The sequence below is a fragment of the Deltaproteobacteria bacterium genome (assembly GCA_016208165.1).
Lineage (GTDB): Bacteria > Desulfobacterota > Desulfarculia > JACQYL01 > JACQYL01 > JACQYL01.
In genome coordinates, this window is record JACQYL010000098.1 from 74,309 (window position 1) to 92,696 (window position 18,388).

Below are 18,388 nucleotides of genomic sequence, written 5' to 3' on the forward strand. Positions count from 1 at the left end.
TTTTGAAAGAGCGTGCGGGGGATAACGTTGGAAAAAGTTTTCCCCCGCGAATCTTTACCTCGAATGATGCGGGCGGGGCGGCTCCGGCTCGATGACACAACAGCAGGACGAGGCGTCCCTTCCCAGGGCCGTGTTGATGACCGCATTGGCGCATCCTACTCCGGCCCGCACCCATATCGCCTCCACCGGGCAATTCTTGGAGCAGGCCCCGCATTCCATGCACGAATCCCGATCATCCACACGCGCCTTGCCATTGTCCATCGCCATGACCGCGTGCGGACACACGATGGCGCACATGCCGCAGCCCACACATTTCTCGGGATAGTACTCGAGGGTCACTACGTTTCTGAGATACTCGGACATTCTTGGCTCCCTACATAAATCTCGAACCGATCCACAGGCTCAGCCCTACCGCTGCTGCACCGATCTGCAGGGGCAAGGCCCACCGCATTTCCTTTTGTACGCCGGAAAGTGACGTGTACGTGGAAGCTCCGGTGAAATTCATCCCCAGAAACGACGCCAGGGCCGGAACCATCAGCAACCATCCCCCCAATTCGAGCACCGGGACCGCCGCCGCCAGGTGTCGGCGAAGGACCACCAATAGAACCGCCGCCGCCAGACCCACGATCATTCCCTTGGTGGAAAAGGCCCGGCCGGGCAGCCAGGGCAGCAGCAACGGCGTCAAAACGGCGCCGGCCGCAACCGCTCCCAGAATGGCCCAAACCGCAAACAGACCGAACTCGAGCGCATTGGCCCAGTACGACCCCGGCCCGCCCAGACCGCCCAAAAAGAACATAACCGCGGCAGCCATGGCTCCGTATTTCACGGCATCCACCAGTTCCACCGGGATCAACACCGCGCGCTCCCGCAAGCCGAACGTCTTACGCCGCATCTCGGGCGTGGCTTTCATTCCCGCATCGAGAAACGCCTTGATGTCTTCGGCCCGGATAGGCCCGTAATGCGCCTTGAACCCGGTCTTCTTTTTCAATGTATAAGCCGCCGTTCCGGGGCCCGCAAGCTGAGGCAGAATCAGGTCTCTGTGGTTGACCACGCTCGCCAGGGAAGAGGCTTCGATGCGAACCGCGATCTCTTCTTCGCAGAACGCGCCCTTGCCCGCCGCGCACCACACATTGATCCCGTCGGTGTCCAACACCAGCAGCCAGGCGTCTAACGACGGCAACGCCTTACGCAGCCGATCGAAAGTCAATTTGTAATTCGCCGTGACCAGGACGGGCGACGAGGCGTCCGGTTCGTTCAATGCGTACAGCCCGGGATCCACTTTGTAGTGCATCCGTCCGACGCCCCATCGCGCCTTGAACGCACCCCACCAATCCGCCGACGCCCACTCGGAAACCACTTTGGGCGCCGTTCCCGCGCCGGTTCGGATGGTTCCAATCACAAAAGGTTGATCTACCCGAGGCGGACTCGACCGAGCCCGATTTCGGGTGGGTCAACACGACGAGCCGCCAGGAGCGGACGGCGCCGTGCTCCCCAGGCTTCCCAGCGGCTGCAACGGTACGGTCTGGAATCCTCCCGCTGCTTCATCCGGCTTGTTCATTTGAGATGATCTCCTTGTAAGGTCGATCACTATTGAAGAAGTGTTCTCCGGGGGAACGATGTTCCCCCGACCCCCATCCGCGGCGGCGGGACCGCTTCGCCGCGCGAAACGATCCCGCCGCGTGGGGGAGAAACAAGTCTTAACAATCTATCAGACGACACAGCCGTATGTTCGGTTACACCCACACCTTCAAAAACGGCTTTTCACTTGACTTGCCTATCAGGTTCCGGCTACTTTTTATACTAGAATATATTTCAATGCAATCAAGGCCCCGACACGACTAGGGGATTACTTTTAATGCCGCCGTTGAAGCGGAAAGGAGTAGTCCCTTGTTTTTTTGGGAAACCGGTCGGTACTCAACCGGCATTGCGATCGAGATTTTTCGCCTCGGTCCCATAATTACCGATGATGCAGGTTCGGGTGCGTTGAGACCGCTTTCTCGTGTCGCTCCCTTATCTTCAATGGCTACTTCACCAAGAAACCCGGTAAGTCCCGGTCATCATCCAAGCACTCCATGTTCTTGGCGTTCCATAAGAACTCGAATGGTGTATAATGCGTCCGTCGAGGATGTACACGCTTTTCCCCCTCCGCGTCGGGACCGTTTCGCGCAGCGACACGGTCCCGACGCCACACAAGGGGGTCCGGGGGATCTGCGATCCCGCGGCCGCCGGAGGCCCTATTTGACCTTGTGAATAGATCCCATGGAGGACCGTTCATGCAGCGCTCATACGATCATCTGGACACATTGAATCGACCCGAGATCACCATGTATTTGTTTTATCCGAGGCCGGACTCCGGCATGGAGCCCCCTCCCAAGTCCGAGGACCGCATGATCCCCGTGGCGCCGGGCGTCGAGCTTTGGGCCCGCCGGCACGTATTGGACGCACCCAAAGCATATATACTGTTTTTTCATGGAAACGGCGAAATCGCCAGTGACTACGACGATCTGGGGCCCATCTTCAACCGGTTTGGACTGGATTTCACCGTTGTGGACTACAGGGGATACGGCCGGAGCAGCGGCCGTCCCACGCCCAGGGCCTTGGTGGAAGACGCCCTTCCCGCCTTCGAAGCCTGGTTGCAATGGATCGGCGGCGACGCCCGGCGGGCGCCGGCCATTGTCATGGGCCGGAGTCTGGGCAGCGCACCGGCGTTGGAGCTGGCGGACGCGGCGCCGGACCGGTTCGACGGCCTGATAATCGAAAGCGGCATGGCCTATACCGTGCCCTTGGTCAAGGCCCTGGGCGTGCCGGCGGATCGGTTGGGCATCACCGAAGCTCACGGCTTTCAGAACGCGGACAAGATCTCCCGATTTAGGAAACCCACCCTGGTCATGCACGCGGAGTACGATCAACTGCTGCCTCTCAAGGTGGGACAGATCCTGCACGGCAAATGCGCCGCGGAAAACAAACGGCTCTACGTGGTGCCCGGAGCGGACCATAACGACATCTTTCTTCGTGCGGGTGCGGACTATTTTAAAAATATCGTAGAATTCATCGAGGAATTGCAGGAATAGAGGATGCTGGAAAAAGCAGGTCTCCTGATTCTAATGAAAAGAATATGGCCTTTATTCAGGTTCGATCGCTTCATGAAAGGGGTACAGATACAATGAGAGCATCATCCGCGCGTGGTCTCCGATGGTGATGAAGTCACACCCGAATTCACGGTGATTTCTCCCAACCTGGTTCGTCCAAACCACGCTCGCTCTGACGCGAATGAGCGGACACACCATCCGTTCGATGCCGACGTTTTGTTCCTTCAGGAGGGCATCACGTTCTTGGGCGGGTATCTCGGAACTATCGATGTCAAGTCTAAACTCGAGATCCAACCACGCTCCTCTTATGGGTGTGTTTATTTCCGTTCGTACCCGGCATCCGGTCATGGAAAGGTCGGAAAGCCATCCAATATAAGGCAGGTCGTCGGAACCGGCCGGACCGTAGAACACCCAGGGTAGTGGTATTTTTCTGTAGGAAAAGCGACGATCGACATGTTGTTCGAAAACGTTTCCACAGCGGGGACACTTAACGGACAGCCTTCCCCCCACTTCGGGGGACACCCGGAGAATTCCGGTCTTTTGGCAATTCGGGCATTCAAGGGTTACTCTGTCGGTCATACGGTCCTATTCCTCATCACAGGCGCATTGGACGCAGGTCCGGCTCCCACGGTCCGACGTTTTGTCCGCGATATCAAGAATCAATCTCCTTCATTCCCTCGATCCGCATCCATCGTGAACACGAGTTCCAAATGAAGTCCTTGCCTATCAATACGCAAGTGATGCGCCTCTCCGAAACCCGCGTCCAGGATTGCCCTGGCCACGTCTCCCGCTGTTCGGAGCTTCACTCCGTTCAGGGATTCGAGTATATCTCCCACTTCGATGCCAATCTCCCGGGCCTTGCTGTTTTCCATCACTTCCACGACTTTGAGGCGGCCTTGCGCCAGAGCCGCTTCATCTAGCCGGACACCCAAGCGGGGATGGTCTAATTTGGAGGGTCGCGCCACCCAAATGTAATCGGCGATGCGATCGCGGACCGCTTCCCCGGCATAGCCGGGCTCGACCGGAATGATGGTTACATAGGGCAGGCCCGTACGGCGCTTGAACGAATCCGGTATTCCGTATCCTTTGTAAATGTGCCCTGCGCCGGCGAACACCAGGATCTTCGCCGTTCGCTCGATTTCAAGCAAGTGTTTGGCCAGGGTATCGGCCATGGTTTCGTCCCATGCCCGCTGAGCCTGGAAGAAGAACTCGAAATTCTCGAGATCCTTCTGATCGTGCTCGGTATATTGTTTTCGAATGTACTTCCGATAATCCGGCAAATCCAGAACGATATCTTCAGCCACCTTGGACCGGTCTTCCGGAGAAAGACCTTTCAGACCTCCTCGGGCGATGCGTTGAATCACATCGTGGGGAGCATTCAGCCCCAACACCTTGAGGGACCAAATTCGGGCTTCGTCCAGAATATCCCGATAAAGGATGTACGGATAGCCCCATATCGCATCCCAATCCACTTCGCGGAGAAACGTTTCTTCATCCAGTTCGCCGAGGGTCCATGCATCCAGAACCGGTTGAACTTCGTAGGTAAACATCTCCATACCCAGGACTACGTCCGCTTGAACCTCGAGCAGTGCGCGTATGATCTTCAATTGGATTTCGTGGTGACTGACCTGATCGTGAGTTTCCCCGATGAACGCCACCTGCACTTCCGTCAGCGCCGCCAGAAGGTCATCGAAGGCAACCACCCGTCCGGTCTTGGTGTCAACGATGTCATCCACATTGTATTCCGGTGTTGGAGATTTCAGTTGTCCGGCGCATCCGGAGACGATCACCGCGGCGACGGCGATCAGAACGGTAAGAACGGTTCGATTCATTGTATTGCACCAATTTCATGCACGCTGCAGGTATTCCCCCAAGAGATCGAAGGCTCGGTTTCCCTCGCCCCCGTAAAACTACACCTCCTCAACTCCCGCGACAAGCGAAAACAGCCCGAGGCGTATTGGGTTCCGAGACCTCAAGAGCCGGCCCGCGAAGATCCCAATGGCATTACAGCCGTAATGTGCCTGAAATCTATACAAAACGGAATGCCTGGCCCAATACTTGTCCAACACCCCCTCACCGATCGTCATTCCAAGACTCTACTTAAGCCCGTGCGCCTCTTCACTACGGTTGACAACCACGGCAAGGCCCTTTAAAAAGGGAGAAGATTCGAGACCGGAGCGCGTTTTTCACGACATCCGCCTCTCCTATCGGCAGTCGTGTTCGAAAACCTTAGGTCGGAGAAAAGGAGGTAAACATCATTCGGTACACAACGATCCTGTTATTGGTGTTTTCGCTATGTTCCACTGCTTTCGCCGAGACATACGTCGTGCGCGTCGGCAAGGCAAACATTCGCCATGGACCCGGATCCGCTTTTCCTGTCGCCTGGCAGGTAGAAAAAGGGTACGTCTACGAGAAGGTCAAGCAGGAAGGCGACTGGATTCAGGTGAAAGACATGGACGGTGACGGGGGCTGGGTCATGTCTGAGTTGCTCCGCCAACAGCCGGTGGTGGTCGTGACTTCCGAAATCGCCAACGTTCGCAAGGAGCCTAAAGCCGATTCGCCGATTGTGTTCAAGGCGCAGCATGGCGTTGTATTGAACTACTTGGAGCGCAAGGGGGAGTGGCTGAAAGTCAGCTATACCGGCCAAGGAACCGGTTGGATCTTTTCTAACCTGGTTTGGGGAAATCCCTGATCGAAAGCCCATCCGAAGGTTCGAGTATCGCTCAGAAAACAGGTGCGATCCTGTTCCGTCGGGGTGAAGGTTGCAGAGGGCCTTCCCGCAACCGCCCTCGGCTGGACCGAGGTTCCGGGAATGGGCCCTCGGGCGTTCCGAAGCGGCCTTTCATAAACGTGCTCCCTTATGCTCTGTTCACGCGGGCGCCCATGACGGTCGCCTGTTACTCGGCGGGCAGATTGACGGGAGATCGACCCACGCTGATGTAGATAAACCCGAGACGGGCCATTAATTCGGGATCGTATTGATTTCTGCCGTCGAAGATCAACGGGGTCTTCATCCGCCGTTTTATCTTCTCGAAATCCGGATTTCGAAACAGGTTCCATTCCGTGATCAGAACCAGGGCGTCGGCTCCATCGAGCGCGTCGTAGTGGTCTTCAGAGTATCGGATCGGAAGTCGATCCCCGAATACTTTTCGAGCCTCTTCCATGGCCTCGGGGTCAAAAGCCTGAATGCGGGCTCCTTTGTCCAGCAATCGGCGGATAATCGCCGCCGAAGGCGCCTCGCGCATGTCGTTCGTGTTGGGTTTGAACGATAGCCCCCACACGGCCAGACACCGGGCTTCGATGCCGCCCCTGACGGCAAAATAATCAATAATCTTATCCGAGAAGAACAGTTTCTGGGACAAGTTGACGTGTTCCACGGCTTCGAGAACACGCGGCTGGACCCCACCTTCCCGCGCCATGGAAATGATCGCACGCAGATCCTTCGGAAAGCAGGAGCCTCCGAATCCCACACCCGGGTATATGAACTGATAGCCGATACGCGGGTCCGAGCCAATCCCTCTGCGAACATGGGCTACATCCGCCCCGAGTTTCTCACAGACCTTGGCCATTTCATTCATGAAGGAAATCTTGGTAGCCAGCATGGCATTGGCTGCGTACTTCGTCATTTCAGCAGAGCGAACGTCCATAATCATCAGTTTTTCGCGAACCCGGGCAAAGGGGGCGTACAACGCCTTCACAAGCTCGGCGGTCCGTGGATCGTTGCACCCTACGATAATGCGATCCGGTTTCATGAAATCCTGCACCGCATCGCCTTCCTTGAGGAACTCCGGATTCGAGACTACGTCGAATTCCATCTTCAACCCGCGCGCGGACAACGCTCCTTCGACGGTGGCCCTGACGGCGTCCGAGGTTCCCACCGGTACCGTTGACTTGACTATAACTACCCGGTACTCCTCGATGAGTTCCCCAATATTGCGCGCCACGTCCAGCACGTGCTGCAAATCCGCTGAACCGTCCTCGTCCGCCGGCGTCGGCACCGCGACGACTAGAAACAAATACGAACGAATTCCTTCCTTGATATCGAGACCGAACTGGAGCCGCCCGGAGTGAAGGTTCCTCTGGATCATTCCTTCCAGGCCCACTTCATAGATGGGGCATTCCCCGCGGTTCAATCGAGCGATCCGGTCATCGTCCAGTCCGGGCTTACCCACGCAAAGGACATCGTTTCCCATTTCCGCGAAACATGCGGCCGTGACCAGCCCCACATATCCCGGACCAATTACACATACTCTCATGCAGTCTCCGCTCCTTTCCCCGAATCCGTGGTGAGCATCCCCTCCGGCGCGTGATCCGTGCTGTCCAATGTCCGGCTTCGATTGTTAGTGGTGTTCGAGAAACCCGGCCCGGACCCGATCCTTCAAGGACTCCACCAAGGACGGATTCGCGTCTCTGTCCGCGGCTCGGCGGTTACCCTCGGAGCAATTCTCCCAGAGGAGTATACTCGAGATCCAGGGACGCGGCCACTCCCTCGTGTGTCACCTTGCCCTTGTATACATTCACCCCTCCAGCAAGGGTGGGATCGGACGCTACGGCCTCGGAGAACCCCTGGTCCGCCAACGTCAGCGCATAGGGCAGGGTCGTGTTGCCGAGGGCGAACGTCGAAGTACGCGCCACAATGCCGGGCATATTGGGAACGCAATAATGGATAACGTCGTCGACCACATAGGTGGGGTTGCGGTGGGAAGTGGGCTTGGACGTCTCGAAGGTGCCGCCCTGATCGATGGACACATCCACGACCACCGAACCCTGCTTCATTTCCGAGACCATCGACCGCGTGACCAATCGCGGAGCCCGAGCGCCGGGTATCAACACAGCCCCGATCACCAGGTGTGAATGCATCACCGAATACCGGATGTTGTCCGCGTGAGAAAATAGGGTGGTCACCCGGCTGCCGAAGACGTCGTCCATATAGATGAGGCGTCTCTGATCCACGTCCAGAATGTGGACTTCCGCGCCCATACCCACAGCGATCTTGGCCGCGGCGCGGCCGACCACACCCGCGCCGAGAATGGTGATGCGCCCGCGGCTCACACCCGGCACACCGCCCAAAAGCACCCCTCGGCCCCCTTGCGTTTTTTCCAGATAATGCGCGCCTATTTGAACCGCCATACGGCCCGCGACTTCGCTCATGGGGGTGAGTAACGGCAGGGAACCGTCACTGAGCTGCATCGTTTCGTAAGCGACGCCTATGACGCCGCGCTCCAGAAGGGCCGCCGTCAGTTCGGGGGCCGGGGCAAGGTGCAGGTACGCATATAGGATGAGACCTTCTCGAAGATACGGGTACTCTTCCTCGAGGGGCTCCTTGACTTTCATCACCATATCCGACTTCAGGTACAAATCCTTGGCCGATTCCACGATTTCGGCGCCCGCATCCCGATACTCGCTGTCCGGAATGCGGCATCCCTCTCCGGCGTCTGTCTGGATCAGCACCCGGTGCCCTTTTTCCGTCATCATGCGCACTCCGGCGGGCACGATGCCGACGCGGTATTCTTCCTCTTTGATCTCTTTCGGCACACCGATGATCATGGCGACTCCTCGAAGTAAAGCGATCGGACGTTAGTCGGTTCCGTTCTCCAGATCCAGCTTGATAATCTTCCCTTCCAGCCAGACCTCCACAGGTACATGCTTTAACACGGAGCCCCCATTTTCCAGATGGATGGAGAAAAGGTAGGCGTTTTCTTTGAGATAGGGGGTAAGATTAGGCAAACACACTTCCCGGAAGTTGGAAAGACCGATCGTGTTCAGCTTTTCACCTTCCTGATAGAGCGGATCCGTGCAGAAAGCGCCGTTTTCGCCGCAACCGGGGCCCCCCTTCTTGTCCAAGTGAGGAATCAGGTCTACCCGGTCCGCGTCAACGCTTCCGAGCAGCCGGATGTAACGCACCTCGGCAAAACTACCTCGACTCAACAGCCTGTAATGCATTTTGCCTTCTTCGTCGAATCGCATTTCCTTGTAGTTGCGACCCAAGTTCCAGGCGCTGTGACGCAGGTTGTAGCCCACAGCCACATCGTACAAGCCGATGCGAAGATTCCTCAGATCGAACACATGGGGTCGTTTGCCATTGGAAAGAGCGCCCCATCGTCCGGGTCCGTGATCCAGAAAGTGATACAAGAAGTCGAGAAACCGATAGGAGAGTTGTTCATTTACAACATCGAGCCTTTCCGCCCTTTCGCGCGTCTGGTCCAATTCCTTCCGCAGTCCTCTCGTGGGGCGCGGAACGTATCGCTCCCGACAAACCTGGAACGATTCCGGGTTCCTGGCCAGGTCCAGCTGTTCGAAAGCTGCATTGACTTCCACGGCCTGCCTGTGGATCCTCTCGGATCGACAAGCCTTTTTCCCGATGTTTGCATCCGGATGCAACACCTTCTGAAGAACTCGATAGTTCGAGCGCACCAGGGCAAACAAATGGTCGTCGTCCAGCTTCTTGACCATCTCAGGGGTAATGCCCAAGATTTCGAAAGGGTTCTTCCTCATGCCTCAATCTATAAACCAGTCCGGCGTCAAAATCAACCGCACCATGGGACGCCTGTGCTTGCCCACAGGGGATCCCGGCCTTTACGCCCTTCCGATCTACGAAATGGCGCCGTAAGATACGGAGCATCACACCTTCCGGAGCCGCCGGCAAAAAGGACCCGCCTTGGCCGGCTCGATATTGCACATCCGTTCTCCGACAGGGATGTTTTTCATTGAACTACGGCGCTTCCTGGGTTAACCTAACCCGGTTATCCAACAGCGTATCCGGGACGGATCGCAACGCCTTTCCCAGTCGCCGCACAGGTCGAGAATGGATCCACACTTCATGATTTCGGTACTCGTCTTCGCGCTCGCCATCTGCATTGGCAGTTTCCTGAACGTGTGCATTTATCGAATACCCCTTCGGGAATCCATTGTATCGCCCCCGTCGCATTGTCCGGCCTGCGCCCACCGGATCCCATGGTATCACAACCTTCCGTTGGCAAGCTATGTCTTGCTCAGGGGGCGATGCGAATTCTGCGGCGCCAGGATCTCTCCCGTATATCCACTGGTCGAGTTCGGAACCGGGGTCGTGGCCCTGCTGCTGTTCCTCGATTTCGGACTTTCGATCCTGTTCCCGGTCTATTTTGTTCTCGCCCCCATGAACGCGCTTATTGGAGCGCTGCTGGGTGGAGGGCTTCTGTTGGCCGTTGTCATAGGCTATTACCTCTTGACGAAACGCGAAGGCATGGGATTGGGGGACGTGAAATTGCTGGCCATGATCGGCGCTTTTCTGGGTTGGAAAGGCGTGCTATTCACCCTGTTCTCGAGTTCCGTGGTGGGCGCCCTATCCGGCATGGCGGTTATGGTCGTCAAAAAGGGAGACATGAAACTGGCGATCCCCTTCGGCCCCTTTCTGTCCCTTGGGGCCGTGCTCTACATATTCGTTGGCGAGCGACTGATCGGCTGGTATCTCAACATGTTTTGATCCGGGCTAAGAAAGTATGATTCGCCGCTTATCGACCACAACTCGATGTATGAACCCCTTACGCTCGCTACTATTGATCCCATGAACATATTCCACGCCCTGGCTTTGGGCCTTATTCAAGGATTGACGGAGTTCCTGCCCGTGAGCAGTTCGGGCCATCTGGTGATTTTCCAGCACCTTTTCGGCATGAACGAACCCGAACTCTTTTTCGACGTATGCCTCCACCTCGGAACCCTGCTCGCGGTGTGCGTATTCGTGCGCCGAGAACTCGTGCGGATTGTTAGATCGTTGCTCGGCCTACGGCTCGCGGAACGGCCGTTCTCCGTCCGGAGAATCGGCGAGGACCCGGATCTCCGCCTCCTCTTTCTCGTCGCAATTGCCACCGTGGCCACCGCGGTTATCGCGCTGACCTTCAGACACCCGTTCGAACGTCTCTTCGGATCCCCTCAGGCCGTGGGAATCGCCCTGATGATCACCGGAGCCGTATTGTTCCTCAGCCGATTCGCCAACCCATGGAAGGACAACGTAAAGTCGGTTCGAGTTCTCGACGCTTTGGCGATCGGCATCGGTCAAGGCCTGGCCGTGATGCCCGGACTGTCCAGATCGGGCACGACCATCACCCTCGGTCTCCTTCTGAAACTGGACCGGGAACTGGCGGCCCGTTTTTCCTTTCTGCTTTTCATTCCCGCCATTCTAGGCGCAACCATATTGCAGTTCGATGCCCGCCAGCTGACCGGGCGGCCCTTTCCCATTCTGCTCGGAACCGCCTCCGCCGCGGTCGCAGGCTACCTATCTTTACAGCTTCTCATGAATCTGGTGAAGAAGGGCCGGCTCTGGATGTTCGCACCCTACTGCTTCGCAGTGGGCGTTTTCGCCTTGGCCTGGCGTTGGAGCTAGGGCCGAATTACCGCACCGCTGACTGCGGAGTGATGATGGGAGAAGGCCCTGATGCGTTCGGTATCAGCCATCCGACACAGACTGGTTCGCCGGCTCCGCATAGAATTTGTCTTTGCTTTTCTCGTTCGCCATGGGGGGTCCGGGGGCGTGCTCGGACACTCGCAATGGGGTTGCCGCGCTGGGCGCTTCGTGGTAGAGGAGGCACACGCGAAACGATCTTCCCGGACCCTTTGGAAGATCGAGAAGATTTTGACATCGCAGGGAGGCTGAAGGGCGCGGAATGATCGAGTGGATTCATGATCTGGGTCAATGGGTGCTCCATTGGGCGGAAACGCCTTACTCCGTGTATGCCCTGTTCCTCATCGCCTTTGCGGAATCTTCTTTTTTCCCCATTCCACCCGACGTCCTGCTCATCGCCATGTCCATCCTGGATCCTCCCGGCGCGTTTACCTATGCTCTGGTCTGCACCCTGGGATCCCTTGCGGGGGCAGTGTTCGGATTCCTTTTGGGTGTCAAGGGCGGCAGGCCGCTTTTGCTGAAGCTCTTTCGTTTGGAAAAAATCCTTATGGTGGAAAGGTACTACCAGAAATGGGACGTCTGGGCCGTGGCCATCGCCGCCTTTACTCCCATACCTTACAAAGTATTCACCATATCGGCCGGTGTTTTCGAGCTGAACTTCAAACGTTTTCTCCTGGCCTCCGCCGTGGGACGAAGCGGCCGGTTCTTTCTCGTCGCCCTGGCCATCTACTTTTTCGGACCCGCGATCAAAGAGCTTCTGACGAAGTACTTGAACCTGTTTACCGTCGTGTTCATCGTTCTGCTGTTTCTGGGCTTCTGGGTCGTCCGCCATCTGGCCCGGAGATCGGCGAAAAATGAAGAAACGCACCCCTGAGGCCCCGGCCGACGATACTCGAAATCAACCTACGAACCGTGTCACATGGCAACAAAGGGGGAGTATACGGATATCAGCATGGGAAAAAGGCAGCTATTAGACGCTTCCAACAAGCGCATACTGATCAAGCTGAGCGGCGAAGCGCTGGCGGGAGATAAAGGTTCCGGCTTCGACACAGCGGCTATTTTGGACATCGTCGAAGAAATCGTCGATGTTCGGGAAATGGGATTCCAACCGTGCATCGTCATTGGCGGAGGCAACCTGTTTCGGGGAAACATGCGTCCGCCCCAGGTCGAGCGGGCCACCGGAGACTCCATGGGGATGCTTTCCACCATAATGAACGCTCTGGCGCTCCGAGACTTTTTTGAATCCGGGGGAACGTCCGCGGAAGTATACTCGAACCTGCCCATACCCGGAGTTGTTCGGCCGTTCGTAAGGAGAGAGGCCAGACAAGACATGGACCGGGGGACCGTCGTGATCTTCGCGGGCGGTCTGGGCAAGCCCTATTTCACCACGGACACAACCGCGGCTTGGGCCGCCCTCGAGATGCAATGCGGCCTCGTGGTAAAAGCCACCAATGTGGACGGCGTGTACAGCGGGCACCCCGCCAAAGATCCCGATGCCCGCTTATACGACACCCTGACGTACGCCGAGGTCCTTGAAAAGGAACTCAGGGTGATGGATCTCACCGCCATGACATTGCTGAAGGATTACGCCATGCCTTTGGTGGTGCTCAACGTCCGGAAGAAAGGCAATCTGAAACGAATGGTCGCCGGCGGCGATGTGGGGACTCTGGTCACCGTTTGACGTTTCGGGGCGCAAGAAGACGTCAAGGGGCGGGTTTGTCGCAGATCCCGAGCCTGCCCGCTGTGAGCCGGTCGAACCGGTCGATGGAAAACCCGCCCCTTCGCTGAATCCGCGCCTTCCGCGGTCGTGCAATCCGGTCTCACGCGTCCCGTAGGGGCGTATTGCACGCCCCTACGGGTTCATTGTCCGTTGTCCGCATGAAGGAAAACCTTCACGAACGTTTTTCCCCCGTCATCGATTGCAATTTACGCCATAGGCACCCGGGTACCCTGCTTGAGGGCTGCGTGCGCCGCGGCCAACCGGGCGATGGGAACCCTGGGCGGCGAACAGGAAACGTGGTTTACTCCGATATCGTGGCAAAACTCGATGGCTGCCGGATGTCCCGCCTGTTCCCCGCAGATGCCCACCACCAGATCCTTTCGAGTCCTCCTCCCCCATTCGATCGTAATCATCATCAACCGCCCGACTCCCTTGACATCCAGGATTTCGAACGGGTTGTCCTGGAGGATTTCATTCTCCTTGTACAATGGCAAGAATTTATTCTCCGCATCCTCACGCGAAAAGGAGAAGGTCGCCTGAGTGAGATCGTTGGTGCCGAACGAGAAGAACTCCGCCAGTTCGGCCAGTCGCCCAGCGCGCATGCACGCTCGAACCACCTCGATCATGGTGCCGAATTTCATATGGACGTCCACGCCGTACTTTGCCTTCACCTCGTCGTGCACCTCGCGGACGATCTTGTGCACCCAGAGCAGCTCCTGCAGGGTGCAGACTTGGGGAACCATGATCTCGGGCTGCAGATCGACGCCTTCTTTCACCACCTCCGCCGCGGCTTCCATGATCGCGCGTATTTGCATCTCGTAGATCTCGGGATACGAGATGCCCAAGCGAACGCCCCGGTGTCCCAGCATGGGGTTCACTTCGGACAGCTTCTTTACCCTTTCGAGCAGTTCTTCCTTGCTCTTCCAGAGTTCCTCGTCCAGTTTCTTGACGCGTATTTTTTCGATTTCCCCGACCGCCGTTTCCACGGCCGGAATGTATTCTTCGAGGGATTTCCCCAAAATACGCATGGTATAGGGCAGGCTTTCAATGGCCTCGATGGAATTACTGAACGCCTTGAGCTGGTTGATTTCGAAAACCAAGTCCTCGCTCGTGGGCAAGAATTCGTGCAGGGGCGGATCCAACAGCCTCACCGTCACGGGAAGTCCGTCCATGATCCTGAAAATCGACTTGAAATCCTCGAGCTGAAACGGGAGTAACTGATTGATGGCTTTTCGCCGTTCCTCCGGAGTCTCGGCCAGGATGAGCTCGCGCATAATCGGGAGGCGTTCCGGCTGATTGAACATGCGCTCCGTCCGGCAAAGACCGATGCCCCGGGCCCCATACTCCCGTGCTTTCTGTGCCGCTTCCGGCGTGTCCGCATTGGCCCAAACCCGGATTTTGGCGTATTCGTCCGCCCACTCGAGCAGGGTGAGAAGGTCTTCCACGAACTCGGGATCCACTAGTGGAACTTCGCCCTGAAACACATGGCCTCCCGTGCCGTCGATCGTAATGACGTCGCCATCCCTGAGGAGCATTTCACCCACACGCATTTCGCCTATGGTGGAATCGATCAGCAGTTCCTCACAACCGGATACGCACGGCTTTCCCATGCCTCGAGCTACAACGGCGGCGTGAGACGTTCTGCCTCCGCGACTGGTCAATATGGCCTGGGCCGCAAAGAAGCCGTGGATGTCTTCGGGCTTGGTCTCCTCCCGAACCAGAATCACCCTGTCTCCCATGCGACCGAGACGCTCGGCGCGGTCCGCCGTGAATACGATTTTTCCGGATGCGGCGCCGGGAGAAGCCGCCAACCCACTGGCCAGGGGAACCCCATCGAAGTTCGGATCCACGCGGCGATGCAGCAGTTGCTCGAGCATGGCGGGAGGTATTCGGAGGATCGCTTCCTCCTCCGAAATCAGGCCTTCGTTCACCAGATCGTTCGAAGTGCGAATCAGCGCCCACGCGTTCATCTTTCCGGTTCGGGTCTGAAGGCAGTACAATTTCCCCTTCTCGATGGTAAACTCGAAGTCCTGCACCTCTCGATAGTGAGTTTCGAGAGTGTGCCTCAGTTCCTCCAATTCACGATATACCTCGGGCATGTGGGCTCGAAGCTCTTTCAGCGGTTGAGGAGTCCGCACTCCGGCGACCACATCCTCGCCCTGGGCGTTGATCAGATATTCGCCGTACAATCGGTTTTCGCCGGTTCCCGGATTCCGGGTAAACCCGACGCCGGTGCCCGAATCCTCGCCCATGTTTCCGAATACCATGGTGCAGATGTTCACCGCCGTGCCATTGGCCATTTCGGGCGTAATGTGGAACTGCTTGCGGTAGTCCATTGCCCGTTTTCCCATCCAGGAAGCGAACACCGCCTCGATGGCGATACGGAGCTGTTCTCTCGGCTCTTCCGGAAACTTGTGACCGCTCTTATCTTTGATGATCTTCTTAAATTCCTTGCAGATTCGTTTCAGGCTGTCCGGATCCAGATCCGAATCCTGGGTCACTCCCATGCGCTCTTTTTCGGCATCGAACACGCGGTCGAAGTGTTCATCTTCCACCTTGAGGCCGACCTTTCCGAACAGCTGAAGCAGTCGCCGGTAAGCATCGTACGCAAACCGTTCGTTTTTCGTCAGTTTGGCCAATCCCTGCACGCTCTGGTCGTTCAGCCCGAGGTTCAATATGGTATCCATCATGCCGGGCATGCTCATCGCCGCTCCACTTCGCACGGACACCAACAGCGGATTCTCCGGATCTCCGAATTGCTTACTCGTCTTTTTCTCGAGATCCGCCATGGCCTTATCCACCTGTTCCATAAGGCCGTCGGGCAGTTTCTTCTTTTGTTGATAAAATTCCCTGCACGCGCTGGTGGTAATCACAAAACCGGGCGGAACGGGCAGGCCGATCTGAGTCATCTCGCACAGATTCGCACCCTTGCCCCCCAACAGTTGTTTGTTTTTTCCATCACCTTTTTCAAACGGATATACAAAGGTCTCATCGCTCATGACGGGGAAAGCCTCCCTTCGCGTGAACCCTCGCCCGATTCGACGCGCCCGGGCAGGGCAGGATAACAACGGTTTGATTGAAGTAAAAAGGCACTAAGTGGAATCACGTTCCAACGCTGGGGAACGGAACCCCTTGCGTGCGACCGGCTTCTCGGAAAGATCGTCCTTCTTCGAAGGAAATGCACTCCTTCCCTGACGTCTATAAAGGAACTTATCATGAACCAAAGGTCCGGAGAAAGCCTTTTGCTGTACTACACCGCGCTCGTATGGCCGTATTGCTTGGTAATCGGCCGAAAAAACCGCTTTCTTTAGCCTTTTGCGTCCAAGGAGTCGAAATACGATTTTACCGCGGCGGCTTTGCGTTTGTCCGTGGCGCGAACCAGGTCCTCGAGGGTCGCCCTGCGTAAGGCTTCCATGTCGCCAAATTCACTCAGCAGCTTTTGAGCCGTCTTCCCACCGATGCCGGGAATGTCTTCGAGGGCGGAGCGGATGTTCTTTTTCCGCTTGAGACGCCGGTGATACGTGACCGCGAACCGGTGGGCCTCGTCCCGAAGTCGCTGAAACAGGAGCAGCAGCTCCGAGTGGTCGGGCAGCCGGACGGGATCCTTGCGAAGGGGAAGGAAAAAACGCTCGTACGATTGAGCCTCCCCTTTTTCTGCGTGTATTTTCGCCATGCCGACGGCGTCCACCCGGTCCACCCCTAAATCCTTGAAGACTCTCAACGCCACGTTGAGCTGTCCTTTGCCGCCGTCCACCACCAGCAGGTCCGGGAGATCCTCCTCCTCGATCCCCCGCTCGAATCGCCGCTTCAGCACTTCATACATCATGCCGTAATCATCGATACCCTCCACGGTTCGAACACGGTAACGGCGATAGCCGTTTTTGTCCGGAACCCCGTCGCGAAAAAGCACCTTGGATCCAACGGCCTGGCGACCTTGCAGATTGGAGATGTCAAAGCATTCCACGAGCCTCGGCGCGTTCTTCAGCTTCAAACGCCGCTGCGCTTCCTCGAACATCTCGTCAGCGCTCCCGCGCTCCTTTCGCTTCTCCTCGTGATACGTCCGGGCGTTGGCCTCCGCCATGCTCACCAGGGCCTTTTTGTCGCCGCGCGCGGGAACCAGAACTCGCACCTTTGCGCCCCGCCGTTCTCCCAGGACCTGTTCGAGGAGGGATTCGTCGTTGGTACTGAAAGGCAACAGCAGCTCCTTGGGAACGAGCTTTTCTTCGCTGTAGAACTGCACCAGAAAAGAGCCCAGCGTTTCTTCATCCGTCAGGTCCGTCCGGCGCAGATAGAACCCCTGCCGCCCCACAAGACGGCCGCCCCGCACGAACAGCACCATGACGGTCACCGGTCCGGTTCCCTCCCGGAACCATCCCACAATGTCCCGGTCCTCGAAATCGAGCGAAATGGTTTTCTGCTTCTCGAGAACGCCTTCGAGATACCGCAACTGGTCCCGCAAACGGGCGGCGTGCTCGAATTCGAGCTTCTCGGACGCGGCCTGCATCCGCGCCTTCAGGTCGGCCGGCAGACCCCGGTCCCGGCCCTCGAGAAAGAGCTTCACGTCCCGGACCACGCTCTTGTATTCCTCGGGGTCCGTGATGTCGCCGCACGAACAGGTTCCGATCTGATAGTACAGGCACGGCCTGCCGCCGGCCCTGTCGGAACGGCATCGGCGGAGCGGAAAATAGCGGTGCAAGAGACGGCGGGTCTCCCGTACGCCCTTGGCGGACGTGTATGGTCCGAAATACAGGCCCTTGTCCCGCGTCACCTTGCGCACCAGCGTCAACCTGGGAAAGGCCTCGGACAGGTTGAACTTGAGATACAGATAGTTCTTGTCATCCCTCAGATCCACGTTGAACCGGGGCCGGTGCTTCTTGATCAGCGTGTTCTCGAGGATCAGCGCTTCCTTTTCGGAATCCGTGATCAGGGTCTCGATGTCCCGAATCCGGGACACCAGAAGCTGAATCCGGGGACCCCGGTCGTTATGACCCGAACGAAAATAGGACGTGACCCGGGCTTTGAGATTCTTGGCCTTGCCCACGTACAGGATCGTGCCGCTCTCCCCTTTCATGAGATACACGCCGGGCAAGGCGGGAAGGTTCGCAAGTAGTTCGTCCAGCGGTTGCTGAACGTTTGTTGGTTCAGTGTTGTCCGACAATGCCGTCCTCTGAATGCATGCAAGCAATCATTCATGGGGTATGC

The 18,388-nt window shown here is 57.3% G+C and carries 15 protein-coding genes; 6 read left to right on the top strand and 9 right to left on the bottom strand.

The features are described from left to right. Window positions 1-54 precede the first annotated feature (54 nt). Together HY788_18615 and HY788_18620 are read right to left on the bottom strand one after the other, a co-directional pair. Window positions 55-363 (bottom strand): 4Fe-4S binding protein, encoded by a 309-nt coding sequence (locus HY788_18615; protein MBI4776161.1) that lies wholly within the window; start codon window positions 361-363, stop codon window positions 55-57. 10 nt (window positions 364-373) lie between these two features. After that, window positions 374-1,387, bottom strand: coding sequence for an acetyl-CoA synthase subunit gamma (locus HY788_18620; protein MBI4776162.1), 1,014 nt, complete (start codon window positions 1,385-1,387; stop codon window positions 374-376). 886 nt (window positions 1,388-2,273) lie between these two features. On the opposite strand from HY788_18620, the gene HY788_18625 reads away from it, so the two are divergent. After that, complete coding sequence (locus tag HY788_18625; protein MBI4776163.1) at window positions 2,274-3,071, top strand: alpha/beta hydrolase; 798 nt, start codon at window positions 2,274-2,276, stop codon at window positions 3,069-3,071. Between the two features lie 51 nt (window positions 3,072-3,122). Here HY788_18625 and HY788_18630 read toward each other — a convergent pair whose 3' ends face one another. After that, a complete protein-coding gene (locus HY788_18630; protein MBI4776164.1) occupies window positions 3,123-3,668 on the bottom strand; it encodes a PilZ domain-containing protein in 546 nt (181 codons plus the stop codon). A gap of 80 nt (window positions 3,669-3,748) precedes the next feature. Then, entirely contained in the window at window positions 3,749-4,921 is a 1,173-nt protein-coding gene (locus tag HY788_18635) for a ChaN family lipoprotein (protein MBI4776165.1), read from the bottom strand. A 494-nt stretch (window positions 4,922-5,415) separates the two neighbouring features. Here HY788_18635 and HY788_18640 point away from each other — a divergent pair, with 494 nt between their 5' ends. Further along, window positions 5,416-5,781 (top strand): SH3 domain-containing protein, encoded by a 366-nt coding sequence (locus tag HY788_18640; GenBank protein ID MBI4776166.1) that lies wholly within the window; start codon window positions 5,416-5,418, stop codon window positions 5,779-5,781. Window positions 5,782-5,986: 205 nt separating this feature from the next. On the opposite strand, the gene HY788_18645 is transcribed toward HY788_18640, so the two are convergent. From HY788_18645 to HY788_18655, 3 genes are all read right to left on the bottom strand, one after another. Further along, window positions 5,987-7,345, bottom strand: a complete 1,359-nt coding sequence (locus HY788_18645) for a UDP-glucose/GDP-mannose dehydrogenase family protein (protein MBI4776167.1) — start codon at window positions 7,343-7,345, stop codon at window positions 5,987-5,989. Window positions 7,346-7,517: 172 nt separating this feature from the next. After that, complete coding sequence (gene ald / locus HY788_18650) at window positions 7,518-8,636, bottom strand: alanine dehydrogenase (GenBank protein MBI4776168.1); 1,119 nt, start codon at window positions 8,634-8,636, stop codon at window positions 7,518-7,520. 30 nt (window positions 8,637-8,666) lie between these two features. Then, window positions 8,667-9,584: a J domain-containing protein gene (locus tag HY788_18655; GenBank protein MBI4776169.1), complete on the bottom strand. Its 918-nt coding sequence runs from the start codon at window positions 9,582-9,584 to the stop codon at window positions 8,667-8,669. Window positions 9,585-9,894: 310 nt separating this feature from the next. Here HY788_18655 and HY788_18660 point away from each other — a divergent pair, with 310 nt between their 5' ends. From HY788_18660 to HY788_18675, 4 genes are all read left to right on the top strand, one after another. Continuing rightward, complete coding sequence (locus HY788_18660; GenBank protein MBI4776170.1) at window positions 9,895-10,551, top strand: prepilin peptidase; 657 nt, start codon at window positions 9,895-9,897, stop codon at window positions 10,549-10,551. A gap of 81 nt (window positions 10,552-10,632) precedes the next feature. Beyond that, window positions 10,633-11,448: an undecaprenyl-diphosphate phosphatase gene (locus HY788_18665; protein MBI4776171.1), complete on the top strand. Its 816-nt coding sequence runs from the start codon at window positions 10,633-10,635 to the stop codon at window positions 11,446-11,448. A 280-nt stretch (window positions 11,449-11,728) separates the two neighbouring features. Further along, window positions 11,729-12,340, top strand: coding sequence for a DedA family protein (locus tag HY788_18670; protein ID MBI4776172.1), 612 nt, complete (start codon window positions 11,729-11,731; stop codon window positions 12,338-12,340). A 78-nt stretch (window positions 12,341-12,418) separates the two neighbouring features. After that, window positions 12,419-13,147 carry a UMP kinase gene (locus HY788_18675; protein ID MBI4776173.1) on the top strand — a complete coding sequence of 243 codons (729 nt, stop codon included), beginning with the start codon at window positions 12,419-12,421 and terminating at the stop codon, window positions 13,145-13,147. Window positions 13,148-13,392: 245 nt separating this feature from the next. On the opposite strand, the gene HY788_18680 is transcribed toward HY788_18675, so the two are convergent. Both HY788_18680 and uvrC read right to left on the bottom strand, forming a co-directional pair. Next, window positions 13,393-16,185 carry a pyruvate, phosphate dikinase gene (locus HY788_18680; GenBank protein MBI4776174.1) on the bottom strand — a complete coding sequence of 931 codons (2,793 nt, stop codon included), beginning with the start codon at window positions 16,183-16,185 and terminating at the stop codon, window positions 13,393-13,395. 308 nt (window positions 16,186-16,493) lie between these two features. Continuing rightward, on the bottom strand, window positions 16,494-18,344 hold the full coding sequence (gene uvrC, locus HY788_18685; protein ID MBI4776175.1) for an excinuclease ABC subunit UvrC: 1,851 nt from the start codon (window positions 18,342-18,344) through the stop codon (window positions 16,494-16,496). Between the last annotated feature and the right edge of the window lie 44 nt (window positions 18,345-18,388).